24 protein-coding genes are annotated in these 26,945 nt (G+C 37.7%); 12 read left to right on the plus strand and 12 right to left on the minus strand.

Going from position 1 to position 26,945, the window contains the following annotated elements:
• Positions 1-545 precede the first annotated feature (545 nt).
• The 7 genes from A9970_RS18105 to A9970_RS18135 all read left to right on the plus strand — a co-directional run bounded on the left by A9970_RS18105 (position 546) and on the right by A9970_RS18135 (position 9,797).
• Positions 546-3,977: a response regulator gene (locus A9970_RS18105; protein ID WP_182983284.1), complete on the plus strand. Its 3,432-nt coding sequence runs from the start codon at positions 546-548 to the stop codon at positions 3,975-3,977.
• A gap of 17 nt (positions 3,978-3,994) precedes the next feature.
• Positions 3,995-4,804 (plus strand): protein-glutamate O-methyltransferase CheR, encoded by an 810-nt coding sequence (locus A9970_RS18110; RefSeq protein ID WP_153846014.1) that lies wholly within the window; start codon positions 3,995-3,997, stop codon positions 4,802-4,804.
• 6 nt (positions 4,805-4,810) lie between these two features.
• Positions 4,811-5,371 (plus strand): chemotaxis protein CheB, encoded by a 561-nt coding sequence (locus A9970_RS18115; RefSeq protein ID WP_200845652.1) that lies wholly within the window; start codon positions 4,811-4,813, stop codon positions 5,369-5,371.
• Positions 5,372-5,393: 22 nt separating this feature from the next.
• Entirely contained in the window at positions 5,394-6,995 is a 1,602-nt protein-coding gene (locus A9970_RS18120; RefSeq protein WP_153846016.1) for a response regulator, read from the plus strand.
• A gap of 176 nt (positions 6,996-7,171) precedes the next feature.
• Entirely contained in the window at positions 7,172-7,705 is a 534-nt protein-coding gene (locus A9970_RS18125; protein WP_075991088.1) for a plastocyanin/azurin family copper-binding protein, read from the plus strand.
• A 212-nt stretch (positions 7,706-7,917) separates the two neighbouring features.
• Positions 7,918-9,324, plus strand: a complete 1,407-nt coding sequence (gene lpdA, locus A9970_RS18130) for a dihydrolipoyl dehydrogenase (protein WP_159730507.1) — start codon at positions 7,918-7,920, stop codon at positions 9,322-9,324.
• A 68-nt stretch (positions 9,325-9,392) separates the two neighbouring features.
• Entirely contained in the window at positions 9,393-9,797 is a 405-nt protein-coding gene (locus tag A9970_RS18135; protein ID WP_153846018.1) for an acyl-CoA thioesterase, read from the plus strand.
• Positions 9,798-10,019: 222 nt separating this feature from the next.
• Here A9970_RS18135 and A9970_RS18140 read toward each other — a convergent pair whose 3' ends face one another.
• Positions 10,020-10,319: a DUF3817 domain-containing protein gene (locus A9970_RS18140; protein WP_120333494.1), complete on the minus strand. Its 300-nt coding sequence runs from the start codon at positions 10,317-10,319 to the stop codon at positions 10,020-10,022.
• 245 nt (positions 10,320-10,564) lie between these two features.
• On the opposite strand from A9970_RS18140, the gene lpdA (A9970_RS18145) reads away from it, so the two are divergent.
• The gene (gene lpdA / locus A9970_RS18145) at positions 10,565-11,953 is read left to right on the plus strand and encodes a dihydrolipoyl dehydrogenase (protein ID WP_153846019.1); all 1,389 of its coding nucleotides are present in this window, start codon (positions 10,565-10,567) and stop codon (positions 11,951-11,953) included.
• An 81-nt stretch (positions 11,954-12,034) separates the two neighbouring features.
• Here the strand turns inward: lpdA (A9970_RS18145) and A9970_RS18150 are convergent, their stop codons facing one another.
• The 4 genes from A9970_RS18150 to A9970_RS18165 all read right to left on the minus strand — a co-directional run bounded on the left by A9970_RS18150 (position 12,035) and on the right by A9970_RS18165 (position 14,934).
• On the minus strand, positions 12,035-13,039 hold the full coding sequence (locus A9970_RS18150) for a LacI family DNA-binding transcriptional regulator (protein WP_182983285.1): 1,005 nt from the start codon (positions 13,037-13,039) through the stop codon (positions 12,035-12,037).
• 127 nt (positions 13,040-13,166) lie between these two features.
• Entirely contained in the window at positions 13,167-13,697 is a 531-nt protein-coding gene (locus A9970_RS18155) for an HAD family hydrolase (RefSeq protein WP_182983286.1), read from the minus strand.
• 77 nt (positions 13,698-13,774) lie between these two features.
• A complete protein-coding gene (locus A9970_RS18160) occupies positions 13,775-14,254 on the minus strand; it encodes a hypothetical protein (protein WP_153846021.1) in 480 nt (159 codons plus the stop codon).
• Between the two features lie 29 nt (positions 14,255-14,283).
• Positions 14,284-14,934, minus strand: a complete 651-nt coding sequence (locus A9970_RS18165; protein ID WP_182333244.1) for an ABC transporter ATP-binding protein — start codon at positions 14,932-14,934, stop codon at positions 14,284-14,286.
• A gap of 172 nt (positions 14,935-15,106) precedes the next feature.
• On the opposite strand from A9970_RS18165, the gene sucC reads away from it, so the two are divergent.
• From sucC to A9970_RS18180, 3 genes are all read left to right on the plus strand, one after another.
• Positions 15,107-16,300 carry an ADP-forming succinate--CoA ligase subunit beta gene (sucC, locus tag A9970_RS18170; protein WP_153846023.1) on the plus strand — a complete coding sequence of 398 codons (1,194 nt, stop codon included), beginning with the start codon at positions 15,107-15,109 and terminating at the stop codon, positions 16,298-16,300.
• Positions 16,301-16,621: 321 nt separating this feature from the next.
• Positions 16,622-18,067, plus strand: coding sequence for an asparagine--tRNA ligase (gene asnS / locus A9970_RS18175; RefSeq protein WP_088160265.1), 1,446 nt, complete (start codon positions 16,622-16,624; stop codon positions 18,065-18,067).
• Positions 18,068-18,216: 149 nt separating this feature from the next.
• Positions 18,217-18,837 carry an L-threonylcarbamoyladenylate synthase gene (locus A9970_RS18180; RefSeq protein WP_120333498.1) on the plus strand — a complete coding sequence of 207 codons (621 nt, stop codon included), beginning with the start codon at positions 18,217-18,219 and terminating at the stop codon, positions 18,835-18,837.
• A gap of 367 nt (positions 18,838-19,204) precedes the next feature.
• On the opposite strand, the gene A9970_RS18185 is transcribed toward A9970_RS18180, so the two are convergent.
• From A9970_RS18185 to tilS, 7 genes are all read right to left on the minus strand, one after another.
• Positions 19,205-19,639, minus strand: a complete 435-nt coding sequence (locus A9970_RS18185; RefSeq protein ID WP_153846024.1) for an SRPBCC domain-containing protein — start codon at positions 19,637-19,639, stop codon at positions 19,205-19,207.
• Positions 19,640-19,903: 264 nt separating this feature from the next.
• A complete protein-coding gene (locus A9970_RS18190) occupies positions 19,904-20,467 on the minus strand; it encodes a Crp/Fnr family transcriptional regulator (protein ID WP_182983287.1) in 564 nt (187 codons plus the stop codon).
• 11 nt (positions 20,468-20,478) lie between these two features.
• On the minus strand, positions 20,479-20,751 hold the full coding sequence (locus A9970_RS18195) for a DUF721 domain-containing protein (RefSeq protein WP_227550177.1): 273 nt from the start codon (positions 20,749-20,751) through the stop codon (positions 20,479-20,481).
• A 46-nt stretch (positions 20,752-20,797) separates the two neighbouring features.
• Positions 20,798-21,901, minus strand: coding sequence for a DNA replication/repair protein RecF (gene recF, locus A9970_RS18200; protein ID WP_153846026.1), 1,104 nt, complete (start codon positions 21,899-21,901; stop codon positions 20,798-20,800).
• 33 nt (positions 21,902-21,934) lie between these two features.
• Complete coding sequence (locus A9970_RS18205) at positions 21,935-22,255, minus strand: DUF4834 family protein (RefSeq protein WP_088160261.1); 321 nt, start codon at positions 22,253-22,255, stop codon at positions 21,935-21,937.
• Positions 22,256-22,344: 89 nt separating this feature from the next.
• A complete protein-coding gene (locus A9970_RS18210; RefSeq protein WP_182983288.1) occupies positions 22,345-22,839 on the minus strand; it encodes a hypothetical protein in 495 nt (164 codons plus the stop codon).
• A 144-nt stretch (positions 22,840-22,983) separates the two neighbouring features.
• A complete protein-coding gene (gene tilS / locus A9970_RS18215; protein ID WP_182983289.1) occupies positions 22,984-24,315 on the minus strand; it encodes a tRNA lysidine(34) synthetase TilS in 1,332 nt (443 codons plus the stop codon).
• A gap of 99 nt (positions 24,316-24,414) precedes the next feature.
• Between tilS and A9970_RS18220 the strand changes: the two genes are divergently transcribed.
• A complete protein-coding gene (locus A9970_RS18220; RefSeq protein WP_310889293.1) occupies positions 24,415-26,943 on the plus strand; it encodes an OstA-like protein in 2,529 nt (842 codons plus the stop codon).
• Positions 26,944-26,945 lie beyond the last annotated feature (2 nt).

Consider the following 26,945-nt stretch of genomic DNA (forward strand, 5'->3'; position numbering starts at 1 on the left):
GAGCCCTTAAAGAGTCTTTTCATAATTTAGGTTTATAATTGGTTAGTAACGAACCCTGGTGCCCATCATCAGGGTTTTGTTTTTATAAGCATTTTTTCTTCTTCTATTTAATAGACTTGACCGAACCATCTCCCTACCAACATATAGCTAAGAACAATTTTCAATCAATTTTTAGACAGTGATCAGTCACTGATTATTCAGTCTACACTGAGTTATCACTGAACAATCACTGAACGAGCACTGAACAAACACTGAACAAGTACTGTTAAAAGGCCTAATTTGATCACTGCTTGATCCCTACTTGCTGCAACTCAGAATTAAAAGACAAAAAATGCTATGAGCTACGCTTACGTAACAAAAAATCGCTATTGCGCGGTAATCGATTATTTTAGGATGCCCCTTGACTGTTTATAGGTTTGTTTCTATTCTGACTTTTGATTATTTTAGGAATAGCAAGTTTTTTTGTTATTTTACATATATCTTTTTCCCCAGGTACCATCGAAACACAATACCTACAGAAAAGTAAACGATAAACTCATTCTAACATGGATCGAAAAAATTATAGAAAGCAAATTACCATAGGAGTGATAATTTCTTTTTCGCTTATCTTCCTTTCAGCCCTATATTTTTTCATATCGCTGCATCATAACTTAAATAACGAGCGAAGTATTGTTCGTGTTGCCGAAAATAGATTCAATATCATTAATGAAATTAAATCAAGTGTAGACGAGGTAAATGACATCAAACTTGATTACCTGAATAAGAAAGACGCTTCGCTATTTATTCCTTATAAAATGGAATTAAAAAAAATGGATGAACTGTTACGATCTTTAAGTCTGAAAGATGATTTTTACCATGTTCAACCAAATAGCACTGAAAACATCCGTAAAGATATTGTTGCATTTTATGACTTTGAGCAGGATATCGATCATACAAAGGAAACTCAATCCATATCCCATAATATTCACGAGCGAAAGGCCTCAATATTAAATCAGATCGATCTAATGTCGAGAGACCTATTAGACCAACGGGCAAAAAGGTTAGAACAGTCTCGAAATGAACTGCAACTTGCCCAGTACATTACTTACCTTTTCATCGCCATTGGCTTAAGTGGGTTCTTCTATATTCTCGCTAAAATTTCCTCGATCTCTAGATTTCTGAGGTCTACAGTGAAAAGTCAACAAGAATCCAATAACCGCCTCCAACTATTGCAAGACCAGACTAACAGTGATAACTGGATTTTGAATGCTATTAACGGTATCGACGAACAATTACGCGGTGATTATACAGACAAGAAAATTGCTGAAATAAGCCTACATGCTATTGCTTCCACGACAAAAGCATTAGGTGGGACTATTTATATTTTCGATGATAACTATCAGGAATATCAGCTATGCCACAAAATTGGCATTTCCTCCACACAGTATATCAAACGAACGTTTAAGGAAAACGATGGTATTTTGGGCGAAGTCGCAAACAATCATAAAGTCGTTAAAATAAAAGATATTGACCACAAGCACCTTATCTTAGAGACCTCATTATCTGATCACTTAGAAGCTGAGATTTATATTGTACCCTTCTCTTATGAAAGCCATTGTGTCGGTGTTATGGAGATTTGTTGCCCCATTATCAATGAGAAGGACGAGCAACTGCGATTTAACTTCTTGGATAAAGCAAAAGATAACATTGCCGTTATCATCAAAGTAGCCCAAACTCATGGAAAGCTTGCCGATCTTTATGAGGAACTTCAACAACAAACGGAGGAATTAGAGACTCAACAGGAGGAATTGAGAACAACTAATGAAGAGTTAATCCATAAGACACATTTGTTGGAGGCTTCTGAGGAAGAGCTTCGAGTACAGCAGGAAGAACTTATCCAAACCAATAATGAGCTGGACGAGAAGGCAAAATTGCTCTTTGCACAAAATGAAGATCTGGAAAAAGCCCGTCAGGCCATAGCCCAAAAAATAGAGGAAGTAGAGCTTTCTAGCAAATATAAATCTGAATTTATGGCCAATATGAGCCATGAATTGCGGACACCACTTAATAGTATTCTCATTCTTGCCAAATTACTTCAGGATAACAAAAAGAAAAACCTCAGTGAGGACCAAATAAAATATGCTTCTGTTATTCATAGTGCCGGCTCAGATCTACTACATTTAATTAACGAATTGTTGGATCTGGCAAAAATTGAATCGGGCAAAGTCGACGTCCAAAAAGAACGTATCAACACGAACTATCTTGTCAATTATATTAAAGATTTTTTCAGTGATACCGCAGTGTCGAAAAATATTCACTTCTTACTCGATGTCGACGTAAATGCACCGCAGGAATTCATTGGTGATGAACATCGTATACAACAAGTCCTCAAGAATTTATTATCGAATGCGTTTAAATTTACGGGTGAAAAGGGCGAGGTCTCTTTAGCAATAAAAGCTGAAGCAGAAAATCTTCTTTTTACTGTTGAAGATAGCGGTATTGGCATTGCTCCTGAAAAACAAGAGCTAATCTTTGATGCTTTTAAACAGGAAGATGGTTCAACTAGCCGTAAATATGGTGGCACTGGTCTCGGCCTATCGATATGCCGCGAAATTGCTAGCTTATTAAAAGGGAAAATAACCTTATCCAGTAAGGTTGGTGAAGGTAGTATCTTCACCTTCAGTATCCCGCTAGAACAGGAGATTCAAATTTCAGTCCCGAAAGTAACATCTATCGAAAAAGAAAGTAATCCGCCAACGCAAATTCCGAAGGAAAATCCTATAGTCGAAAAAACGAAGTCGATCGACAACGATGGAAAACACAATAAACTTCTCATTATTGAGGATGATTTTATTTTTGCAGATATTCTAAAAGACTACGCCGAACAAAATGGCTACGATGTATACATCAGCTATGATGGGCAAGATGGTTTACAAAAAGCACAGAATTTACGACCTGCCGCAATTATCTTAGATATTATGTTGCCTAAAATGGATGGTTGGGAAGTTCTTCGTAACCTCAAGAAAATTGATAGCACCAAGGAGATCCCCGTGCACATGATGTCGGCAGGAACATTTTTACATGATGAACCTATTTCTGCAGGAGCCATCGGGTTTATGGCTAAACCTGTGTCAGAAGAATCTTTGGCTGAAACATTCTTAAAAATAAAAGCATCGACTAGTCATCCATTGAAAAAAATTCTGCTGGTGGAAGATCAGGAAATTCAAAGCGATTTTATCAAACAATCTTTAGAAGAACAGCATATTCAGATATTTCAGGCTTTCAATGCGAGACAGGCACTCGATTTATTAGATCAAGAGAAATTGTTTGACTGCATCATTATGGATCTGAATCTCCCTGACAAATCAGGCATTGAACTCCTGAATGAAATCAAATCGAACAATCAATTTAAGGATTTACCCATTATCATCAATACGGCAATGGAACTCACGACAGAGCAGACTTCCGAAATTTTGCATCACAGCCAAGCGATGGTCCTTAAGTCAGCTAAATCAAATAATCGTCTGATTGATGAAGTTAATTTATTCTTAAATAAAATTCGCGGCAATAAGCACGAATACACGATGTTCAATCACTCAGGATCCTCTGTAATTGCGGAAAACAATTTAGCTTTCAAAACAGTATTACTGGCAGATGACGATATGCGGAATATTTTTGCCCTTAGCACGGCGTTTGAAAGCTATGATATGAACATTGAAATTGCCAACAATGGTCAGGAAGCTTTAGATATTCTTGAACGGAATAAACAGATTGACCTTGTTTTAATGGATATCATGATGCCCGTTATGGATGGTTATGAGGCTATCGAAAAAATTAGGGCAAACAAGAAATTTGCAAACCTTCCTATTATTGCTGTGACAGCGAAAGCAATGAAAGGTGATAGAGAAAAAACAATTGCTGTTGGAGCAAACGATTATATTAGTAAACCGGTTGATGTTGACAAATTAATATCCCTAATGCGCGTATGGCTGAGTTAACCGATAAAATAGTAGCAATGATAAGTTTTGAAGAGTTGGAAGAAGTTATTGATATAGTAAAAAATCTCCACGGCTATGATGTGTCCGGCTATACAAGAGCTTCTTTAAAAAGACGTGTGACTAGAATAATGGAACTTAACAAGCTCAATCTACAGGAGCTAAAGTCCAATTTGATCAATCAGCCCGGATTCAGCACCTATTTCCTACAGGAAATTACAGTCAATGTGACTGAAATGTTTAGGGATCCCGATTTTTATAAAGCTGTAAAAACGGATGTATTTCCCTATCTCGCAACTTATCCACATATAAAACTCTGGAGTGCAGGCTGTTCTACTGGCGAAGAAGTTTATTCGCTGGCCATATTGTTAGAAGAAGCAAATCTTTACCAACGTGCGTTTATTTATGGTACCGACATTAACAGCAAAGTGTTAGAAAAGGCAAAACGCGGTATCTATTCTCTTGCAAAAGTTAAAGAATACTCGGAAAATTTTATTAAAACAGAACCAAAAAACTCATTGTCGGATTATTATACAGCGATGTACAACGCCGCTACCATTAATAATAGTCTGAAAAAAAATGTCCTTTTCTCCATGCATAGCTTGGTGTCCGATGGCGTTTTTAATGAATTTCAACTGATTACCTGCCGTAATGTATTGATCTATTTTGATACTGAACTGCAAAATAAAGTCCTGGATTTATTCTATCATTCTCTTTGCCATCTGGGCTTCTTATGTTTGGGAGCGAAAGAATCTTTAATCAACTATAAAGACGCTGCTAAATTTAAGATCGTAAACAAAAAACAGAATATTTACCAAAAAATTGGGTAGTAGGTGATGGAAAGAAAAATTCTTTTGTTAGCGGGGTCTGCAGGTGGGTTTAGTGTCATTCTAAATATATTAAAGTCATTGGAACGACCAATCCGCATACCCGTTATTGTCATTGTACATAGAAACCCTAAATATGCTTCTAGTATTGAGGACACGCTTTCCAAAGCGCTTGTTCAAAAAATAAAAACTGCAGATGATAAGGAAGCGATAGAAGATGGGACTATTTATTTTGCCCCTGCTGGCTATCATCTTTTAGTTGAACCAGACTATAGCTTTTCTTTGGATATCTCGGAACCTGTTCAATACTCAAGACCATCAATTGATGTGACTTTTGAATCCGTGGCCGAAATATATAAAGAAAATTGTACGGCTATCTTATTCTCTGGAGCGAATCAGGATGGTGCACAGGGATTATTAATGATAAAAAGATATGGCGGGACGACTTTTGTACAAGACCCTGCGACGGCTGAAGTTCCCATTATGCCTGAAGCAGCTATTCAACTCGATGCACAGGAACGCATTTTGAGCATTCAAGAAATTAAAGACTACATCAAGCAATTGACTTAAAATTGTATTTAGATTTGCTATAATGAAGAAGATAAATATATTGATTGTCGATGATAAAATTGAAAATATTATCAGTCTTACAGCACTGCTGGAGGATATCGAAAATATAAATATAGTGACGAGCACAGATCCCAACGAAGCTTTAAAAATCTGTTGGAAAGAGGATATTGACTTAGCGCTCGTTGACGTGCAGATGCCAGAAATCAATGGTTTTGAATTTGTTTCCTTCCTAAAGAAGAATCCAAAAACAAACCATATTATCCCCATTATGGTAACAGCGATTTCAAAAGAAGACAAATACCTCATTCAGGGACTTAATAGCGGAGCTGTGGATTATCTATATAAACCGCTTAACCCGGAAGCAACCATCGCGAAAGTAAAATCTTTTGTCCAACAATTATTGATACAGCAGGAAATTAAAGAGAAAAACATTGCTTTAGAAGAATCAAAACAGGCCATTCTCAAAGCTAAAGAAGAGGCCGATCTTGCCAGAAAGTCGAAAGAAACCTTTTTAGCCAATATGAGCCATGAGATTCGTACGCCTATTAATGGCATTATGGGCATTACACAGATGCTAAAAAACTCCCAGCTCACTTTTGAACAAGAAAACTGGATCAATAAACTGGATTCTGCCTCACAAAATCTGCTGACCATTATCAACGACATATTGGATCTCTCAAAAGTTGATTCGGGCATGATGAAGCTTAATATGGAGTCGACATCAGTGCACGATATTACAGATGATCTAAACAATCTCTTTATTGATAAAGCCAACTACAAAGGGCTCAATTTTTCAATTGATGTAGACGATCGGATCACAAGTTATTTTCTGACAGATCCATTACGGTTGAAACAGATATTGACCAACTTTATTTCCAATAGTTTTAAATTCACCTCGGAAGGTTCTGTTGTATTAAAAATTCAGCTCCTAACAGAAGATAACCATAACATCTGTTTACGGTTTCAGGTTATAGACACAGGGATCGGCATTGTAGAAGACGCCTTGGAAAAAATATTTATTGCGTTTGAACAGGGAGAAGATAGTATCACCAAAAAATTTGGCGGTACAGGATTAGGTCTTGCGATTGTAAAACGTATTGCTGCACTGCTCAACGGTCGGGTTTTTGCTTCAAGTGAATATGGTAAAGGAAGTATATTTTCCTTTGAATGTACTTTCGACAAAATCAAAGACAAACCGGTAGAGAAAGCAACGCAGGTACTCTATACAGAATTACCCAAGTTCAACTTTCCGATGATCCTGATTGCTGAAGACAATGAATTAAACAGTTTTATGCTGGCAAATATCCTGAAGAGCTGGAATTGCGAAATCACTTTGGCGACCAATGGCCTCATTGCATTAGAAGAAATCAATAAGAAAAAAATTGATCTGGTGTTTATGGATGCCCATATGCCACTCATGAGTGGTTTTGAAGCGATCAAGGAAATACGTCGAAACACTAATCCGTTAATCGCAAACATGCCGATTATTTCCATTTCAGCCTCTGTGCTCCAAGCCGAACAACAGGAAGCGCTCGATGCCGGAGCCAATGAAGTTGTCGGAAAGCCATTCGATCCTATCAAATTATATAAAACAATTGATACTTTATTGTCAAAATTGAAATGATAGTTTCAATTTATCAATGAAATCATTAATTTTAGAACATAAACAAGATGTTTTGATGTTATTTCTCATGAACGCGCATCCAGAAAGGAATTACGTTCGTCATAACTTCATCACTAAACCGCTAAAGGCTGCGGAAATGCCTACAATAAATAAAAGATAAACAAACAATCATTCAAATGAAAAAACTTTTTATGATACCAGCAGTTGCAGTTGCTTTATCAATTGCGTCTTGTGGTGGAAACAGTGACAAGTCTGAAAAATCAACTAGTACAGAAGCGACAACTTCAACCGAAAGCCAAGCAACAGAAACAGTGCCTGGTATTGAAAACGTAGCTATTTCCAACAGCTTATCTTTAGAAGGTAACGATCAAATGAAATATAATAAGGATTTATTCCGTGTAAAAGCGGGTGAGCCAGTAGAATTATCTTTCAAAAATGCAGGTACTATGCCAAAAGAGTCCATGGGACATAACGTAGTTATCCTAAAACCAGGTGTTGACCTTCCAACTTTTGGCGCTGAGGCTGCTGCAGCTGCTGCAGACGAATATATTCCAAAATCAGCTTTATCTTCAATTGTTTCCCACACAAAATTATTGGGACCTGGAGAAACTGATAAAATCACTTTTACACTTGAAAAAGGAGTTTATACGTTTATTTGTAGCTTCCCTGGTCACTATGGTGTCATGCAAGGAAAAATTGTTGCAGAATAACAAATAAGTAAAAAAGGATATTCAAAATATGAATATCCTTTTTTCGATTTATACCCCACTAGCACCGATTCATTGTTCCACAAGGTGCATAATTTACATTCTTTTATCAAAAAAATGTAAAGTAAGGATCTTTGGTCACAAATCTTAAGTTTTGATTTCCTATCCCATTAATAATCATTAAATTTGTGGTACAAAAAAATAAAACGTAATCAATGCAATACGACGTAATTGTAATCGGAAGTGGTCCAGGCGGATATGTAGGAGCTATCCGTTGTGCCCAATTAGGATTAAAAACAGCTGTTATTGAAAAATATAGCACATTTGGTGGTACTTGTCTTAACGTTGGATGTATTCCTTCAAAAGCGCTTTTAGATTCTTCGGAGCATTACCACAATGCTGCGCACAATTTTGATGCATTCGGCATCAGCTTGAAAGACCTGAAAGTAGACATGGCAAAAATGATTGCTCGTAAAGACGATGTCATTGGCCAAAATACTGCTGGTATCACCTTCTTATTCAAGAAGAATAAAATTGACAGTTTTCAGGGTGTGGGTTCATTTGTGGACAAAAACACCATCAAAATAACGAAAGCAGATGGTTCTACAGAGCAGATCACTGGTAAAAATGTAATTATCGCAACGGGATCGAAACCGACTTCATTGCCTTTCCTACCTGTAGATAAAAAAAGAATCATTACTTCAACCGAAGCACTTAACCTAAAAGAGATTCCAAAACACCTTATTGTCATTGGTGGTGGTGTTATAGGTTTGGAACTAGGTTCAGTTTATGCTCGTTTGGGTTCAAAAGTTTCTGTTGTTGAATTTGCAAAATCTATCATCGGTACAATGGATGGTGGCTTAGGAAAAGAACTACAACGTGTTTTGAAAAAATCATTGGGTATGGAGTTCTATTTAGGTCATAAAGTGACTGGAGCTTCCGCGAAAGGTAAAGTTGTAAAAGTAACTGCTGAAGATCCAAAAGGACAAGAAGTCACTTTAGAAGGCGATTATTGTATCGTAGCCGTTGGTCGTACCGCATATTCTGAAGGTTTAGGATTAGAAAATATCGGCATCACAGTAGAAGAAAGAGGCAAGAAAATCCCTGTTAATGCCCATCTGGAAACAGCTGTACAAGGTGTATTTGCAATTGGTGATGTGATCACTGGAGCAATGTTGGCACACAAAGCTGAGGACGAAGGTGTATATGTTGCAGAATATATTGCAGGTCAAAAACCACATATTGATTATAATTTGATTCCAGGTGTTGTCTATACTTGGCCTGAAGTTGCTTCTGTTGGAAAGACTGAAGAGCAACTTAAAGAGGCAGGTGTAAAATACAAAGCTGGATCATTCTCTTTCAAAGCTTCTGGTCGTGCAAAAGCATCTGGTGACACCGATGGTTTTGTAAAAGTACTGGCAGACGCGACAACTGACGAAGTATTAGGTGTACATATGATTGGTCCTCGTGCAGCAGATATGATTGGTGAGGCAACCGTAGCTATGGAATACCGTGCATCTGCAGAGGATATCGCACGTATTTGCCATGCACACCCAACCTATACTGAAGCAATCAAAGAGGCGGCGCTAGCAGCTACAGCAAACAGAGCAATACACGCTTAGGCGATAAATATCGAATATTCAAGGGGGAAAAGGAAACTTTTCCCCCTTGTCATAAATACCTATATACGATGAATTTTTATACAAGAAAATGGGTCAAACCCGAAGACCTAAATCCCAATGGAACATTATTTGGAGGAACACTACTGCGATGGATTGATGAAGAAGCGGTCATTTATGCTATCGTTCAATTAGGAAATCCCAAAGTGGTTACGAAATTTATTTCAGAAATAAACTTTGTAAGCTCAGCTAAACAAGGCGATATTCTCGAACTGGGTATTGAAGCGATTAATTTTGGAACAACATCGCTAACGATGCGCTGCGAGGTCCGCAATAAAATATCCAGGAAAACAATTCTATCGATCGATAAATTGGTCTTTGTAAACCTGGATGAGGATGGTAACTCCGCTCCTCACGGAAAAGATAGCATTACCTATGCTTATATGGGGATTGAGAAGACAGGTAGAGATGATTAAACATCTCCCCTGTCTTTATAAATTTAGTATATCAACTCATTAGCGACGGAAACACTTATTCGTCTTATATACTGGTATTCTTTTAATCTATCCTCTACCTAATTCCTTCAGGAAATTTATGCATCTGTATTTTTATAGAAAATCAAGACCGCTATTTTTTCCTTTTCTCAGCCCTACCTACCCCTTTGTAAAAAATTCATGCATTTGTATTTTCTAAACAAACTATGATTTCTGTCTTTTTCCCTCGATCTCTTTTTTAAGATCCAATTCCACCCAAAAGCCAAAAATAGGGATCAAAGAAGCCAAGAAATATTTCACGGCCTTTAATATAGACCACTTGTATTCTACAGTTGACATGATCAGCATGACGACGAAGATAACGACAAAGAAGCCATGAATGGAACCGGCTATTTTGACAGCTTCGGGGATTCCCGCAAAATACTTCAACGGCATAGCAATAAAAAACAAGCAAATGGTGGAGATTGCTTCCCACAGGGCGATCTGTCTGAATATTCTTAACATAATGATAAACTGTGTATTGTGAATTTCAAAAATAAGACTCTAAATACGGTTTATCTATTATTTTTCCCCCTTTTACCAAGATGTGACATTGACCTAGAAACAGCGACAGTGTTTTATCAGAAACCGCCAATTTTACAATAAATAGTTCATATTCATCAGAAAAAATGCGTACTTTTGAATGAATATATGCTTCACATATTTTGTCATTTGAAGCTATAACACTCAACTACAGAATATTTATTTATATGAATTACGACATCATTGTAATCGGTAGTGGTCCAGGCGGGTATGTTGCTGCCATTAGAGCCGCTCAGTTAGGGTTCAAAACAGCGATTATTGAACGCGAATCATTAGGCGGAATCTGTCTAAACTGGGGCTGTATCCCTACAAAAGCATTATTGAAAAGTGCTCAGGTATTTGAATATTTAAACCATGCCGCTGATTACGGCATCAATGTTCAAGGTGGTGAGGCTGATTTTGACGCTATTGTCAAAAGAAGTCGCGGGGTTGCTGAAGGAATGAGTAAAGGTATTCAGTTCTTGATGAAAAAGAATAAAATCGACGTCATCAATGGAACTGCAAAAATTAAAAAAGATGGTAAAATCGATGTGAAAGCAGCAGACGGTTCTACTAAAGAATATTCGGCAAAACATACCATCCTAGCGACTGGTGCACGTTCACGTGAATTGCCTAATTTACCTCAAGATGGTAAAAAAATCATCGGCTACCGTCAAGCAATGACACTTCCTAAACAACCAAAATCTTTAGTTGTTGTTGGCTCAGGTGCTATCGGTGTTGAATTCGCTTATTTCTATAATGCAATCGGAACAAAAGTAACTATCGTAGAATTTATGGATAGAATCGTTCCTGTTGAAGATGAAGAAATTTCAAAACAATTAGAGAAAAGCTTAAAGAAACAAGGTATCACCATCTTAACGAAGTCTGAAGTTCAATCCGTTGACACAACAGGTGAGTTGAGCAAAGTTTCTATCAAAACAGAAAAAGGCATTGAAGTTATCGAAGCAGAGATTGTATTATCGGCTGTTGGTATCGCTCCAAATATCGAAAATATCGGCTTGGAAGAGGTTGGTGTAAAAACTGATCGCGGCCGCGTTGTTGTAGATGATTTCTACAAAACAAACATCGAAGGTGTATATGCTATCGGTGACATCGTTAAAGGCCAAGCCTTGGCTCACGTTGCCTCAGCAGAAGGGATCACTTGTGTTGAAAAAATCAAAGGTCTACATGTTGAACCTATTGACTACAATAATATCCCTGGCTGTACATATTGCTCCCCAGAAATTGCTTCTGTAGGTTATACCGAAAAAGCGGCGAAAGAAGCCGGCTATGAAATTAAAGTTGGTAAATTCCCATTCTCAGCTTCCGGAAAAGCTTCAGCTGCTGGTGCGAAAGATGGCTTTGTTAAAGTTATCTTTGACGCTAAATATGGTGAGTTTCTAGGCGCACACCTTATCGGAGCCAATGTTACAGAAATGATTGCAGAAGTTGTTGTTGCCCGCAAACTGGAAACAACAGGTCATGAAATGATTAAAACGATCCATCCTCACCCAACAATGAGTGAAGCGATTATGGAAGCTTGTGCTGATGCTTACGGTGAAGTCATTCACTTGTAGTATTAAAACAAATAAAAGTAAAAAGGGGAAAATCTAACGATTTTCCCCTTTTTACTTTTATGACCGAATGGATAATAGCGATTACATAACCAATCGCGACTTAAAGACGATCTGTTGATCGACAATTTCGGTGTTGTCAATGCGTTCAAATAAAATTTCAGCCGCTTTACGCGCTTGCATTCCCGGAAATTGCTCTATGCGTCCCATTGGCGGATTTTCCATATATTGCCATAACGGATAGTTGGCATAACTAATAAAGAAAATATCTTGATTTAAGACAAGCCCCTTTTGTCTGGCCGCTTTCATCAAATCAAGTGTAACAAAGTCATTAAAAGATATAATTGCAGAAGGTCGCTCAGACATCGCAAATATACTATCCATAGCCCTTTCATTTCCTTCCGTACTCAGGTCTGTTTCGATGATATTCTTTTCTAGAATATCCATCCCATTCCTTTTCATAGCAGATAAATAAGCTACTTTTCGATCTTCACTAGCCGGCAAGGTTTTCGGCCCATTTACAAGTGCAATAACTTTATGTCCACGCGCTACGAAAGCATCCACAGCTTCGTTCATACCCGTAGAAAGATCGCTTTGTACTTTATTGATATTGGGTAAACTAGGCACACAGTCAAAGAAGACAATCGGGATACCAGACGCTTCCAATTTCTCAATGAATTCTAAATTGGTCGTCTTTTTACCTATAGACATCAAAATCCCATCGACACGATGGTTTTTAAATGTTTTTAAGATCTGCTCTTCACGCTCGGGGTCATCCAGTGATTGTCCCATCAGCACAGTATATCGGTGTTCTGATGCAACATTTTCAATTTCACTAATGGCGAAAGAAAAAAACGGTTCAGACAGACTCGGTAAAATAACAGCAATCGTAAATGTTTTACGCTGCTTGAAGAATATAGCCGTTTGATTGGGTTCATAATTCAATTCTTCGGCCATTTTTTTTACGCGCATTGTTGTTACCAATCCAATACTAGGATGATCATTCAATGCTCTAGAAACCGTCGAAGGACTGATTTTCAGCTTCTTGGCAATTTCTTTAATCGTGGCAGGCTTGTTCACTTTATTCATAAATCCAAGGGCTTTATATAAAAATAGGGCTTTTATATCCCTAATCATAATTTTTTTTCAACAATATTGACGACGATTTTAATGACAATTATTGTTGGTAGATTAAACAAAGATACTTACTGTAAACTTAGTCTACAAATTGAATTGCGGTCGTTTCTACGGTAAACTCATGGGCAAAGAACTCCAGTGGTTCAATTCCCCTAAAAACGAGTTCATCCAGAAAGTAAACTTTTATCTCATCCCCATATTCACCCCAATCCACAAATTTAACTTTATTGAGTTGTTCTAGCGGATTTCCTTTCGTCAAAATACAAACATGTTTATCTGCGGCTTTTAACTGCCTAAACAGCGTATTAATATGATCAAACAAATGTAACCGTAGCGGCAAAATTGCATTGACATGAAGCCGCTCAAAATTCTCCTTATATTTTTGATCAAATCCAAAAGTTTGCTGCGCATGTTCGAACAATAAATTCTCACCCTGATGCTCAAGGTGATTTTTCATAAATTGAACCAAATCTGCTTGAGCCGGAACAGTCTCTGTAAATTCTATAAAATTAGCAAAAAGATAATATACTTGAAGTAAGTAATCCCTTTTAGGAAAAACAACATCATCTAATTCAAAAACATATACCTTTTTTTCTTCTGGGAACATCATGATATGTAAAAGCTTAAAATTAAGAGCTGTGTCGACATTGTTAAAACCTTAATGACACTGGCCACAAAAATAAGATTCTATTTGGATACACAGATTAACGCTAAATCCTCGCCTGAATCCGAAGCAACAAACAAGCCATCCAATGATCTTTCGAAAGTCGCCGAATCCAATAAACTGTTGCCCTTTGACAGGAGTCTATAAGGCAAATCAGCAGGCGGATTTTCCATAACAGGAATAGTTTCAAGCAGATCTTTATCGGGGACAAGAACTGAAATCTGATATTCCTCAAATAAAACTTTGGCTGTGGACAATGGTTCCAGCTCAAAACCACCTAAAGGCAGCACATAATCAACCTCTTGGTCTAAACTTAATTTGAGTATCTCATGTGCAAAAGTAGGAAGAAGACCTTTTGGAATTTTGGCATATTTCCCTGATGCTAAAAGCAATTCGGGAATATCTTCTGAACTTGCATATAATATTTCGAAATCAGCCCCAAGTCTTTTAGCGATACGCATCGCCAAAGGTCTGGTTCCGAAAGTTATGAGTATTTTCTTCATTAAAAATATAATTATAATCTGGATTACTGTTACACAACTAACCCATCGCGCATATGAATCGTTCGGTCCGAAATTCGGGCAAGCTCCTCATTATGGGTAACGATAATAAAGGTCTGCTGAAATTTATGTCTAAGATCAAAAAACAATTGATGTAAAGCCGCTGCATTCTCTGAGTCAAGATTACCCGAAGGTTCATCTGCCAAAATAATGGAAGGATCGTTGATCAAAGCACGAGCCACAGAAACACGTTGTTGTTCGCCGCCAGACATTTCAGCAGGCTTGTGGTCAATGCGATGAGAAACCCCCAATAATTCAAGCAATTCTTTTGCTTTAGCTTCCGCCTCGGACCTCCCCTTTCCCTGAATAAAAGCTGGAATACATACGTTTTCCAAGGCAGTAAATTCAGGCAGCAAATGGTGAAATTGAAAAACAAAACCAATATGTTCATTTCGGAAAGCACTGAGCTTTTTAGCATTCAATTTTTGAACATCAACACCATTGATGGAAACCGTTCCCTGATCTGGCTTATCCAAGGTACCAATGATGTGCAACAGTGTACTTTTACCAGCTCCTGAGGCACCAACAATACTGACGATTTCCCCTTTTTCAACAGCGATATCAACACCTTTCAAAATCGGTAATGACCCATAAGCTTTGTGAATTCCTTTGGCATGTAACATCATAGGACAAAGATAAATAAATTTACGATACCACGTGTTTGAATAAATAAGCTGTTATTTCTCTATTCCAGCCATTTTATTTTGTCTAAATGTCAAAAAATAGATAAAAGAGCAACTTATCCCTTGTCTTATCCCCCAAAAAATTATATTTTTACGCCAAATATTTTTGCAAATGAACATTCACGAATATCAAGGAAAGCAAATACTAAAGAGCTTTGGTGTGCGCGTACAGGAAGGTATCGTAGCAGATACTCCAGAGCAAGCTGTGGAAGCGGCCAAAAAAATGAAAGAAGACTACAATTCTGATTGGGTTGTTGTTAAAGCTCAAATTCACGCTGGTGGCCGTGGTAAAGGTGGTGGTGTCAAGTTAGCTAAGAACTTAGATGAAGTCAAACAAAGAGCAACTGACATCATTGGTATGCAATTAGTAACGCCTCAAACTGGACCTGAAGGTAAAAAAGTAAACAAAGTTTTGGTAGCTCAAGACGTTTATTATCCAGGCGAGAGCGAAACAAAAGAATTCTACATGTCTGTATTATTAGACCGTGCTAAAGGACGTAACATCGTTATGTACTCTACAGAAGGTGGTATGGACATCGAAGAAGTTGCAGAAAAAACACCACACTTGATTTTCAAAGAAGAAATCGATCCAAAAGTAGGCTTACAAGGATTCCAAGCACGTAAAATTGCTTTCAATCTTGGTCTTTCTGGTGCTGCACACAAAGAAATGGTAAAATTTGTTGCCGCTCTTTACAAAGCATACGATTCTACAGACTCTTCTATGTTTGAGATCAATCCGGTATTAAAAACTTCAGACGACAAGATCTTAGCAGTTGATGCGAAAGTAAATCTTGATGAGAACGCATTGTACCGTCACCCAGATTACGCTGCTATGCGTGATGTAACTGAGGAAGATCCAACGGAAGTTGAAGCTGGTGAATCAAACCTAAACTATGTTAAATTAGATGGTAACGTAGGTTGTATGGTAAATGGTGCTGGTTTAGCAATGGCTACAATGGATATTATCAAAATAGCTGGTGGTGAACCTGCAAATTTCTTGGACGTAGGTGGTACTGCAAATGCTGAAACTGTAAAAGCTGGTTTCAATATCATTTTAAAGGACCCTAACGTAAAAGCGATCTTAATTAATATCTTCGGTGGTATTGTTCGTTGTGACCGTGTTGCTCAAGGTGTAATTGATGCTTACAGCGAAATCGGTAACATCCCTGTTCCAATCATCGTTCGCCTTCAAGGTACGAATGCTGAAGAAGCGAAAAAATTAATTGATGAGTCCGGTTTACAAGTTTATTCTGCAATCTTATTGAAAGAAGCTGCTGAATTGGTAACGAAAGTATTAAAAGGTTAATTCCTTTAATCATCATAACAAAAAGCGCGGATTAGAAATAATCTGCGCTTTTTGTTTCTACTCCTCCTATCGTTCGCCACACAGACAAAAAGTTCTCTTCTTAGCAAACCTATATTCATCGCAAAACGAGCTGTGTGCCATTTCCCAATCTTTGAGTTTTCACCTGTCTTTATTTCAAAATATATCTCCTTTATGCGCTATAATGAACCATCATGAAGTGAATTAAATCAACATTTATAACCAATAAACCAACAGAATAGCTTATTTTTGTATTGCTTTTTTGACAAAGCATCTTTTACAAGTCAATCTCCAAAAATTAAGATGGAACACACAAGAATAAAGGAACTATTGAATGCCACAGAATTTGGCAAAGAGGTCGTTGTTAAAGGTTGGGTAAGAACTTTCCGCAACAATCAGTTTATAGCAATCAATGACGGTTCGTCAATCAATAATATTCAAGCAGTTGTCGATTTTGAAAATACACCTGAGGATATCTTAAAACGTATCACCACTGGAGCAGCAGTTCGCGTAAAAGGTCAGTTGATAGAATCACTGGGTAAAGGACAAAAAGTTGAGGTTAAAGCTACTGAAGTAAGTATTATTGGCGACTCTGACCCCGAAAAATATCCATTACAACCCAAAAAGCATAGCTTAGAATTTTTACGTGAAATTGCGCATTTGCGTTTCCGTACCGGAACATTCAATGCGGTATTCAAAGTGCGTAATGCTTTGGCATTTGCTGTACACAAGTTTTTTCAGGAAAACGACTTTGTCTATATGCATACGCCAATCATCACAGGTTCGGATGCGGAAGGTGCCGGAGAAATGTTTCAGGTTACAACCCTGGATTTAAAGAATCCTCCACGCAAAGAAAATGGAGATATCGATTTCAAAGAAGACTTCTTTGGAAAACCGACGAACCTTACTGTATCGGGCCAATTGGAAGGGGAACTTGGTGCCATGGCATTTGGAAACATCTATACGTTCGGTCCAACATTTAGAGCGGAAAACTCAAATACAACACGTCACTTAGCCGAATTTTGGATGATCGAACCTGAAATGGCTTTCTATGAATTAGAAGACAATATGGACTTGGCCGAAGCTTTGCTGAAATATGTGATTAAATACGCTTTGGAAACCTGTCCAGAAGAAATTGAGTTCTTAACCAATCGTTTATTGGAAGAAGAGAAATCTAAGCCTGCTGCAGAACGCTCAGAATTAAATCTTGTTGAGAAATTAAACTTCGTATTAACAAACGATTTTGAACGCGTTACCTACACAGATGCTGTTGAAATATTAAAGCGTAGCAAACCAAACCAAAAGAAACAATTCAAATATTTAATTGATGATTGGGGCGCTGATTTACAATCTGAACACGAACGCTATTTGGTTGAAAAACACTTCAAGAAACCTGTTATCTTAACAGACTATCCGCGCGAAATCAAGTCCTTCTATATGAAGCAAAATGAGCCGGATGCGCAAGGAAGAAACACCGTACGTGCCATGGATATTCTTTTCCCAGGTATTGGTGAGATGGTCGGTGGTTCACAGCGTGAAGAAAATCTTGATCGCTTACTCGATCGCATGGCTGAAGTTGGTATTCCTGCTGAAGAAATGGAGTGGTTCTTGGATACGCGCCGATTTGGATCGGTACCACATTCAGGATTTGGCGTAGGTTTCGAACGCCTCGTTTTATTCACGACGGGAATGACCAATATCCGCGACGTCATTCCATTCCCACGTACGCCGAAAAACGCAGAATTTTAAGATAAAGAACAACAGCCAAAACAAAATATTTTGGCTGTTGTTCTTTTAGATATAGCGTATCTGAATGCAGATAATAACCATTGCCCTATTGACATCCTACAACAGGGCCTGAGATTAGACCTAATTCAGGTACTTAACAAAAATAGAAAATGCTCATTAAAATATATAACGACAATCCCAACCCCAAGGCAATAGAACAGGCGGTTGATATTCTTCGCCGTGGTGGTGTAATTATTTACCCTACCGATACTGTATATGGTATTGGCTGTGATATAACGCAACAAAAAGCCATAGAACGAGTATGTGAAATTAGAGGTCTAAAACCAGAAAAGGCCAATCTATCATTTATATGCTATGATTTAACAGATATTTCGCAATACACAAAATCCTTCGATACCTCTGTATTCCGTGTATTAAAAAAAGCCCTGCCTGGACCCTTTACTTTTATTTTTAACGCAACAACTAAAGTCCCTAAGCTGCTAAGTTCCAAAAAGAAAACTGTGGGTATCCGTGTGCCAGACAATAATATTGTTCGTGAAATTGTTAAACAATTAGGCAACCCTATTGTGACAACCTCCATTCACGATGAAGATGAAATTATTGAATATTCTACTGATCCCGAATTAATTCACGAAAAATACGAAGATCTAGTTGATGCTGTTATAGATGGCGGTTATGGCGATAATGTCGCATCTACCGTGGTTGATCTTACAGAAGGAACTTTTGATGTTATTCGTGAAGGAAAAGGTGATTTGGAGCAATTCCTATAAAACCAACTTTCAATAGAAATTCCCCATATTAACCTATTTGCAAAATTCCCTCCAGCAGCATTGTTGGTAATTTGTGCATAAATTACTTCCCACCAACATACTTATTAACAAAACAAGCCACTTATTAACACAATAAATGTTAATAAGTGGCTTGTTAACATATGTATATTAGCATAAAATGTGTATAAGTAGCTACTTATCAACACCATATTGTTAATAACACAAAGCGAAAGGATTCAAAAAAATAACAAATTGTGTAAAACTAGGGGGTTATGCACATAAAAATGTGTATAAGATAGCATTCATCGACAAATCCGTTAAATAGCATGTTTATAAAAAAACTATACTAACAGATCCCTGTGGAAAGTTAAGAACCATACTCCACCCGCCTTTTTATCGCCATGTTGAAAAGGTCAAATCCGCGCTTTGTTTCTATAAGGAGTTTTCCCAGAAAAGGAACCAACAATCCAGAAAACAATTCACCTTGGACAAATCTAACTTGTGTAGCGCCCACTTGCTCTAACCTAAAATAATGCTCACCATCAAAAATACCTGGAAAGAATAAATCTCCTTTCCAGCGCAGCTCGTTATTCTGTTCAATAGAAAGGAATTTTGGATTCATTTTGATCTTAAATCCGTTTGGTTGTTCTAAAAGCACTTTGCAGCGTTTTCCTACTACCGGTTGCTTTTCAAACCGTTTGATTGTTGGGCTCCATTGGGAATAAGCCTTAAATTCACTTAATACCTGCCAAACCTCTTCTGCTGTTGCATCAATGAGAATACTCGTTTCAATCTTTTTCATTTGTCTTCTTTTTATCGTTGAAACGACAAAATAGCTCAAACTCCTTCACCTGTCTTCAAATAACGATAAAGCGTATGTGATGCTATTCTAGTTTCGTCTTAATTTCAATTATTACAACTGCAAACAAACTACTCCAAGCTTAATATGAACCGTGTAAATGTATAAATACATAAATTTTTGGTTACGTGCTCCATTAAGCAAACTGTTCGTTAACAGCTACAGGACAAAACTAGAAAAAGACAGGCAGCTCGCTCTTGACTTTTATCAAGAACTTATTTTTGCTCGAATACGACTCAGGGTTTCTGGACTCATACCCAATACGGAGGCGATATATTGAAGGGGAACTTGTTGGAATAATAATTTATGTTGTTCAAAATATTGGACATATCTTTCTTCAGCAGTTAGGCAAATAAAATCCGAGATTCGCTGTTCCATGGTGCAAAAGCATTTTGCTAAAAAAGCCTTCTCAAATTTATTCCATTCCACAATTTCCGATTCCATTCGCTGGTAATCGGACTTTGACAAACGGTATACCGTACAATCGCTAATGCATTGGAAATTCCATATGGAAGCCCTGTCAAAAATGAAAGAAGCAAGATCTGTCACAAAATGATTCCTTGTACCTATCCATTGCGTAAACTCTCCTTTTTTTGACCAAGCATATTGACGGATTAATCCGGATTCTATCACAAACAGATTGGAAGAGTAATCGCCCGCCTTGATCAGATATTCACCTCGTTTTAATTCAATACGCTCGAAGTTTGAGAAAAGTTTTAAGGCACTAGCCTCAGAAATAGGGAAAAAATCTCGAAAGAGTTGATCTAACATGAAAGGAGGATTTATAAAATCACGACTTCTTCAATAATGACGTGACCTACATATTCATTTACCCTTCCTAGAATTTGTCTTCGCATAAGCGCCAATTCATTCTTAATAACAGCAGACTCTACACGTACGAACAGTTTTTTATCACGAACATATAGCTGCTGCGTGCGATTAGCAATAGCTTTACCAATCAATTGAGGCCAAACAGATGCGATCGAAGTTTCATCAAATTTCCTTCGTAGTTTATACGCTTCAAGAAGACGCTCAACCCCCTCCTTAATCGTCATATCGTCGCTTGACCGAATGAATTCTAGGCTTTTTTTAGTTTGCTTCTTATACATTGACTTGTCCTCCTTCAATATCAAATATACGAACAGGTCGGCTGATTTCGTCAAAGATTCGCTGAATTCTCATGGAATCTGTATCCGTCAGGAAAATCTGTCCAAAATCATCTTCTGAAACCATCTGCATCAATTTATGTGTACGGCGATCATCAAGTTTATCAAAGATGTCATCCAAAAGAAGTAAGGGCTTAAAACCTTTTTTCTGCTGGAGATAAGAATATTGTGCAAGCTTCAGAGCAATTAGAAAAGATTTTTGTTGGCCCTGAGAACCAAACTTCTTTAAGGGCATTCCACCGTGAATGGTAAAGATCAGATCATCTTTATGTATTCCTTGCGTTGTGCGTTCCAGCATACGGTCACGTTCCAAATTCTTCTCTAAAATATTTAGAAACGAATCTGTCATTAAAGGCGATTCATATTGTAGCTGAACAGACTCTGCGTCTTCGGTAAGAAACTGATAGTGTCTGTCAAACTCCGGCTGAAACTCCTCCATAAAAGACCTTCTTTTCTGAAAAATAATATTTCCTACTTCTTCTAGTTGAAAATTGAGAATTTCGATTAGGCCAAGATCCAATACACTGGTTTGACGCGCTTGTTTAAGGAGACTGTTACGTTGGGCTAAAAACTTATTATAAATAATTAGGGTATCTAAATATTTATTATCTGTCTGGGAAATCACATTATCCACAAATTTTCTGCGCTCTTCACTCCCATCTGTGACGATGATGCTATCATTTGGGGATACCATGACCAAAGGAAATAAGCCGATATGATCAGCCAGTCGGGGATAATCCTTTTTATTTTTTTTAAATTGCTTTTTCTGATTTTTTTTAAGACTACAAGAAATGAAATCACTAATTGATTCTTTATCAAATTCACCCTGTACCATAAACCAGTCATTGCCTGATTTGATATGCTGCGAATCAATTGGATTGAAATAACTTTTACAGAGTGATAAATAGTGAATCGCATCCAAAAGATTGGTTTTACCAACACCATTATTCCCTGTAAACGCATTTACCTCGGGGAGAAATTCTAAAGATGATTCCGAGTAATTCTTGAAATTTAGAACAGAAAGTTGCTTCAGCCACATAGCACAAAGATACGCTATTTGGATTGCTAAAAATTATTTTATTTCCTCAAAATCCACAAACTCACCTGCGGTTTCAGTCCCTTTGCGTTCAGGGCTTTCTTTCGGGGGAATGTAATCGACATGTACCTTCCCTTCGGGCTGAGACCTTTTACTTTCCTGTTGTCCTTGACCATTAAATTCATAATAAAATGTACCGCCTGATCCTTGGCTACCGTATGCTCCACCTTGCTGCTGCGCTTTTTTCATCAACTTTTCAGCTGCTTTACGCATTGCAAATGGTAAAAATAATCTAAATAAGAATCTTACTACAAAGTAAACAGCGAATGTAATAAGTATAAATTTTAAAAATGCCATAGTTAATTCGTTGCTATTTTCTCAAATTTAACCAATAACTCGATAAACTGTTGTCTTTAAATTGTCAGATAAGAATTTATTAACAAATTTTAAGACTTTCCTAATCGCTCTTTTGTTTCCAAAATAATTCGATAGAGCTCTTCCTGGCGCTGTGTTCCCAACACATAGGTAAGACCATCTTTATCTGTTAAAAAAACAGCATTTTTACCTCCAGCGAAGAATTTAATCTTTCCTTTTGTATGCAGATTATAAACAGGATTATTGAAAAAGAATGTGCTATAAGGCGCCTTTTCTATTTTTGTAATAGAGGCGAGATCGATTTTGACGACCCGAGTAGACCATAGTCCACTAATAAGTATATGGTCTTGAAATACTTCCGTACGGAATAATACCATATACATCATGACAATAGACGTGATGATAATACCTACTCCTACAATAAAGAACAATTGGCTCGATATCAAATGGTCTAAATTCAAATAAAATGCCGTAAAGCAAAAAAGTACGAGCACTAAACGCACGCTTATCCAAACACGGTCACGACCTAAATATTGATTTTCCGAATAGAGTACACCTTCTTTCATTTACTTAAGATTTAGCTATTAATTTGGAGACTTCGCACCATTGTTTCTTACTATTTGAACTCATCAATAGTATCATTTTTGCTTTTACAGATTTTGCATCACCCAGGATCCTTCCTTCATTTTTAGCAGCAACAATTTTTCTTGCTAATCAGTTCTGCAAACTAAAGTAAGGACTTTTTTTGTATTGGTGGTAATTTTATAACGATTGTCCATGCGATAATTGGCTACCCATAGGATATCTCCATTTCCATTTACCACGATCGGAATATTTTCCTTTTCAAATAAGCTGATCTTCTTATTGATAAAAAAATCACTCAACTTCTTGCGCCCTTCCATACCTAAAGGATAAAAGCTATCACCAACTTTCCAGGATCGAATCGTGAGCGGGAAAACTAAAACATCATAATCCAGCTTTGCAACCTCACTCGCTTTGACAATAGCTAGATCTGCAGAAACATCGGCATGAAAACAATAGTGTTTCCACTCCACAGTCGAGGTTTCGGAGGTGATTAAAGCCTCATCGGGAGAAATAAATTCCTTTTCACGAATAAAAAGTTCATTTCTATCCAAGAGCATATGGTAGGCATCAGATTGAAAAATACGCCCAGACTCTCTTGACCAAGCTTGTTGAAGATCACTTAATACCGGCTTTGAGAAATTAAAAGCCGAAAACAACTCATAGAGCAAAGGCAGATTATCCATATAGGGTTCCAGATCTTCTTTCCGAACTCCCCAACCCTCATCTATAGGATAAAACAGTTTTCTCCGAATGGGCTCCACAAATTGCTGCAACAGCTGGTAAGATTCCTTAAAATGATTGATATTCTGCTCGAAGATCATTTCAAAATCTGGCTGAAGTTTTTTAAAATGTGGGATGATATCAATCCTTATCTTATTACGTGCATATTTTGTTGAAAAGTTGGATTGATCATCTCGATAAGCAATCCCATACATATTAACATAATGTTCAATTTCGCTTGCCTTCAGAAAAAGTAGTGGCCGAATGATGCGTTCTCTGATAGGAAAAATACCCTGGAGTCCTTGGAGACCGGTTCCACGTGAAAGGTTCAGGAGTACCGTTTCGATATGATCGTTCAGATGCTGAGCTACTGCAATTCGATCGAACTGCAGCTCATGTCGCAATTTCTCAAACCAAGCATAACGAAGTTCTCGTGCAGCCATTTGAATCGAAATCTGATGGTCCTTTGCGTAAGCTTTCGTATCAAAGTGCTTCACGTATATTGGAACATTATTTTCCGTTGCAAATTTTCGAACTAACGCTTCATCCTCGTCAGATTCTGCCCCCCTTAATTGAAAATTACAATGTGCAATAGCAATCGTATACCCTGCTTTCGCAAATAAATGTGCCATTAACATCGAGTCCTTTCCCCCACTCACCGTAAGCAATATTTTATCATGAGGCATCAACAAATGCTCCTTTTCAATATAGCCCATTAGTCTTTCCAGCACATTCATATAACAAAGTTACGGTATATTTTGTCCGAATGATAAATTCAAGTCTTAAAATTTGTGAAATCCAGTGAAGTAGCAATTAAAATCCATATTTTTGCCCTTGTGAAACAATACATTTATACACTTATTGTATTTATTTTAACTGGCTTGTCGGTCCAAGCACAGAAACAGGATGAGCTAAAGCTTCTTTCATCATCCCATATTATTACTGGAAAAGATGGCAATATCCTCTTTTACCGTCCGGTCTATGAACATGTGGGCTCAACGCTATCATCAGATAGTGGCTATTTACATAAAGACAACATTGGCCGGCAATTTTTTGAAGCCTTTGGAAATGTGATCATTACTCAACCCGACGGTACGCAGATATTTTCCAATAAATTACACTATGAAGCGGCCATGCAGCTCGCTACACTTACGGGCGCTGTACGAATGGTCAGCACCAGTGGATCTATACTGACAACCGATCACCTTGTCTATAATATGCGAAGTAAAATTGGCAATTATTACAGCGGTGGGCGTATTCTATCAGGAAGCGATACAATTACAAGCCAGCGAGCTACTTATTTCGAAAATACAGGGGAATCTTATTTCAATCAAAAAGTTGTCGTCCGATCAACCAATGTAAAAGTCTACACGGACTCCATGAAATATAATGGTAATACACGCATTACTGATTTCTATGGGCCTACCAATATCAAGGGAAATAAAGGGGAAAACCTGTATACTGAAAAAGGCCGATACCATATGGCAACGGGCCAGGCTTATTTCTCTAAAAACAACCTCTACACAGAAGGAACAAAGTTTCTTAAGGGAGACAGCCTATTCTACGATAGACAAGTGGGAATCGGTAAAGCCGTAAAAAATGTGGTCTTTGTTGATACCTTGGACAAATTTTACGCCTATGGTGGATTTGGTTTGTACAACGGAGGGAACGAATCCATTACAATGACGGACAAACCCCTGATCATTTCGGTCGTCAAAAAAGATTCAACACAGAAAGATTCTGTATCTTCTTTGTCCCCTGTCCAACAAAAATCGGAGAAAGAGCTAAAAAATGAAGCTAAAGAATTGAAGAAGATTGAAAAAGAACAACACAAAGATGACCTCAAATCAAATAAAACCACATCGGAAGTTGTTCTAGAAGGAAAGGAACATCCAGGTAAAAATATCAAAAGCGGCAATAATAAACCACTTAAGGCTGATTCACAAGTAGATTCTGTTTTTATGACAGCCGACACTCTCTTCTCACAGATGATATTTCGTAGAGATTATATTGCAAAAGATTTTAAATTGAATCGTGAAGGTGGGGCTATTGAGGATGACAATGAGGTCGACTATGGTGACCAGGATTCCAGCTCAACAACAGTTGATTCCACTGGTACATTAGAAAACATAAAAGATAACCTTCACAAGGGGATAGACAGTTTGCCTAAAAAAGACAGCGGCAAACCGGTTCTTGAAAAGAACATTAAAAATGTACAAGATACACTTACAAATAAGAAACCGATTGCAGCAAAGAAAACACCAGCTATTATCGGTGATCAAAACAAGATAGAGATTGAAAAAAACCTCAAGGCCGATAGTGTATTGCGTAAAAAAGCGATCATCCCGAAAGGCGGTGAATCCGATAAACTGATGGGAGCAGCTTTAAAAAATGCCCAACAGGGTAAACGGGATTCTCTCGCCCAGGATACGGCCAAAACACGGATAATAAAGGCATACTATAATGCTCGATTATTTAAATCGGACTTGCAAGCTGTAGCAGATTCTATGTATTATGGTATGCAAGATTCCATGTTCAGACTGATGGGAAAACCAATGATGTGGGCCGAGAACTCACAAATATCCGGAGATACCATATTCTTACAGGTAAAGAATCAAAAATTGGACAATTCGCTACTTGTCGGTAACGCTTTCATGGTAAACGCAACAAGCGACTCATTGAAATTCAATCAGATTAAAGGTCGGAAGATTACCAGCTTTTTCACCAATAACCGTATGGAACGTCTGTTTGTTGATGGCAACGCTGAAAATATCTTCTACAATATTGATGAAAAGACCAATGTAACCACTGAACTTATCCATGATCGAAGCAGCCGCTTCAAGATCTTAATGGAAGATAATAAGTTGAAGGAATATGTATCTATTCGGAAAGTGGATGGCAAAGTCTATCCTATTGCTGAAGTCACGGCCGACAAGGAGTTTCTTCCGAATTTCACCTGGCGCCCCGAAGATCGTCCTAAATCAAAAGATGATTTATTAAATCGAAAGAGGGATCTTTCAAAAGCGTCATTTACAGTTCCGGCGGCACCAGAAGGTGAAGAATCTGGAACAATGAAGTCTATTAAGAAAGGCGATAAAACAACTACCCCTCAAAAAGGTGCCGCCAAGAAAGCTGATTCGAACGAAACGATCGAGAAAGAAAAAGAGGTGGACGCTACAAACAATAAAACAAGCGCTGTAACCAAAACAGCTAAGCCATCTGAAACAACGGATAAAGCTAACGCTACGAAAACAAATGTAAAGACCGCAACTGACAAAGTAGCTGCAAAGTCCGACTCAACAACTAATAAATCAGCGATAATACCTGCTCAAGATAGTACCCAAACAAAAGTAAAAGCTAAATAATA

The sequence above is a fragment of the Sphingobacterium sp. UME9 genome, assembly GCF_014170215.1.
GTDB lineage: Bacteria > Bacteroidota > Bacteroidia > Sphingobacteriales > Sphingobacteriaceae > Sphingobacterium > Sphingobacterium paramultivorum.

Excerpts from the sequence above, each read along its gene's own strand:
- A9970_RS18105 (WP_182983284.1), top strand. The coding sequence starts at position 546 with ATGGATCGAAAAAATTATAGAAAGCAAATTACCATAGGAGTGATAATT.
- A9970_RS18110 (WP_153846014.1), top strand. The coding sequence starts at position 3,995 with ATGATAAGTTTTGAAGAGTTGGAAGAAGTTATTGATATAGTAAAAAAT.
- A9970_RS18115 (WP_200845652.1), top strand. The coding sequence starts at position 4,811 with ATGGAAAGAAAAATTCTTTTGTTAGCGGGGTCTGCAGGTGGGTTTAGT.
- A9970_RS18120 (WP_153846016.1), top strand. The coding sequence starts at position 5,394 with ATGAAGAAGATAAATATATTGATTGTCGATGATAAAATTGAAAATATT.
- A9970_RS18125 (WP_075991088.1), top strand. The coding sequence starts at position 7,172 with ATGAAAAAACTTTTTATGATACCAGCAGTTGCAGTTGCTTTATCAATT.
- lpdA (WP_159730507.1), top strand. The coding sequence starts at position 7,918 with ATGCAATACGACGTAATTGTAATCGGAAGTGGTCCAGGCGGATATGTA.
- A9970_RS18135 (WP_153846018.1), top strand. The coding sequence starts at position 9,393 with ATGAATTTTTATACAAGAAAATGGGTCAAACCCGAAGACCTAAATCCC.
- A9970_RS18140 (WP_120333494.1), bottom strand. The coding sequence starts at position 10,319 with ATGTTAAGAATATTCAGACAGATCGCCCTGTGGGAAGCAATCTCCACC.
- lpdA (WP_153846019.1), top strand. The coding sequence starts at position 10,565 with ATGAATTACGACATCATTGTAATCGGTAGTGGTCCAGGCGGGTATGTT.
- A9970_RS18150 (WP_182983285.1), bottom strand. The coding sequence starts at position 13,039 with ATGAATAAAGTGAACAAGCCTGCCACGATTAAAGAAATTGCCAAGAAG.
- A9970_RS18155 (WP_182983286.1), bottom strand. The coding sequence starts at position 13,697 with ATGATGTTCCCAGAAGAAAAAAAGGTATATGTTTTTGAATTAGATGAT.
- A9970_RS18160 (WP_153846021.1), bottom strand. The coding sequence starts at position 14,254 with ATGAAGAAAATACTCATAACTTTCGGAACCAGACCTTTGGCGATGCGT.
- A9970_RS18165 (WP_182333244.1), bottom strand. The coding sequence starts at position 14,934 with ATGTTACATGCCAAAGGAATTCACAAAGCTTATGGGTCATTACCGATT.
- sucC (WP_153846023.1), top strand. The coding sequence starts at position 15,107 with ATGAACATTCACGAATATCAAGGAAAGCAAATACTAAAGAGCTTTGGT.
- asnS (WP_088160265.1), top strand. The coding sequence starts at position 16,622 with ATGGAACACACAAGAATAAAGGAACTATTGAATGCCACAGAATTTGGC.
- A9970_RS18180 (WP_120333498.1), top strand. The coding sequence starts at position 18,217 with ATGCTCATTAAAATATATAACGACAATCCCAACCCCAAGGCAATAGAA.
- A9970_RS18185 (WP_153846024.1), bottom strand. The coding sequence starts at position 19,639 with ATGAAAAAGATTGAAACGAGTATTCTCATTGATGCAACAGCAGAAGAG.
- A9970_RS18190 (WP_182983287.1), bottom strand. The coding sequence starts at position 20,467 with ATGTTAGATCAACTCTTTCGAGATTTTTTCCCTATTTCTGAGGCTAGT.
- A9970_RS18195 (WP_227550177.1), bottom strand. The coding sequence starts at position 20,751 with ATGACGATTAAGGAGGGGGTTGAGCGTCTTCTTGAAGCGTATAAACTA.
- recF (WP_153846026.1), bottom strand. The coding sequence starts at position 21,901 with ATGTGGCTGAAGCAACTTTCTGTTCTAAATTTCAAGAATTACTCGGAA.
- A9970_RS18205 (WP_088160261.1), bottom strand. The coding sequence starts at position 22,255 with ATGGCATTTTTAAAATTTATACTTATTACATTCGCTGTTTACTTTGTA.
- A9970_RS18210 (WP_182983288.1), bottom strand. The coding sequence starts at position 22,839 with ATGAAAGAAGGTGTACTCTATTCGGAAAATCAATATTTAGGTCGTGAC.
- tilS (WP_182983289.1), bottom strand. The coding sequence starts at position 24,315 with ATGAATGTGCTGGAAAGACTAATGGGCTATATTGAAAAGGAGCATTTG.